The sequence below is a fragment of the Nonomuraea longispora genome (genome assembly GCF_004348345.1).
GTDB lineage: Bacteria > Actinomycetota > Actinomycetes > Streptosporangiales > Streptosporangiaceae > Nonomuraea > Nonomuraea longispora.
Genome location: NZ_SMJZ01000437.1, coordinates 1 through 1259 on the forward strand (window position 1 = coordinate 1; position 1259 = coordinate 1259).

A 1259-nucleotide genomic window follows, 5' to 3' on the forward strand; every position below is an offset into this window, starting at 1 on the left:
CTCCTCGGGGTCCGCGTCCGCCGGGCTCGTCGGTGGGCCGCTGGACGTCGGGTCGCTGGACGTCGGGCCGGGCGTGCTCTCGGGCGGCGTGCCCGGGGTGCCTTCGGTGGGTGTCCCCGTCGAGGGCGTGGACTCAGGGCCGCCGCCGGGCGTCTCCGGCGGGCCCGAGACCGGTCCCGTCGAGAGCTCCGTCGGCGGCACCGCGGCCGCCGCGCCGATCGGGTCAGGTGGCGACGGCTGCCGGTTGAGCAGCACGACCGCAACGGCCACGGCCACCGCGACGGCCACGCCGGCGGTCACGACCACGCGGACCGCCTTCGACCGCATGCCCCGTAACACCTTCAGGCGGGTCGCCCGCGAGCCCGTCCCGCGCGGCACGCGGGTCGCTTCGGAGCCCGTCTCCCGGAACACCGTCCTGGCCAGCGACGTGCCGACCTCGGGAACGGGCGTATCAGGCCGGGGCAGCAGCAGGGCGAGCAGCGCGACGAGCGCCGCCAGCCGCCGCCTGCCGCGCTCCTCCCAGTCGTCCCCGTACGCCGCCCTGGCGGTGGCCTCCACCTCGGCCACGAACGCCGACGCGCTCACCGGCCGCAGCGCCGGGTCCTTGGCCAGGCCGCGGATGACCAGCCCGCGCACCGGCTCGGGAACGTCGTGGGCGGGCACCGGGGCGTACAGGTGCTGGTAGCCCAGGACGCTGGGCTCGGTGGACCGGTACGGCCTGTGCCCGGTGAGGCATTCGAAGAAGACGGCCGTGGCCGCGTACACGTCGGTCGCGGGGGAGGCGGGCCGCGCCTCCCACAACTCGGGCGCCATGTAGGGAGGCGTGCCCTCGGCACGCGCGACCGTGCCCTGACGCACCGCGATGCCGAAGTCGACGAGTTTGCTCACCCCGTCGTCGCGGACGATCACGTTCTCCGGCTTGTAGTCCCGGTGCACGAGGCCGAGCGCGTGCGCCTTGGCCAGGCCGAGCAGCGAGCCCTTCAGCACGACGAGCGCCGCCTCCGGCCCCGTCGTGCCGTTCTCGCGCATCAGCGCCCGCAACGAGACGCCGTTGACGAGCTCCATCACGATGGCCGCGCCGTGCGGGTCCTGGACGTACTCCCACAACGTCGCGATGTGCGGGTCGCGCAGCGTGATCAGCAGCCGCGCCTCCGACTGGAACCTGGCCAGCGCGGCGGGATCGTGCAGCAGCCGCGAGGAGAGGTATTTGATCGCGACCTCGACGCCCGTCTCGTCGTGGACGGCCAGCGCGACCCGGC

General features: G+C 74.8%; 1 protein-coding gene. It reads right to left on the reverse strand.

The genetic code is table 11. From position 1 onward, the window contains the following. Nucleotides 1-1259, reverse strand: a 1259-nt coding sequence (locus E1267_RS43805; protein WP_132342224.1) for a serine/threonine-protein kinase, incomplete at both ends; no start/stop codon positions are given.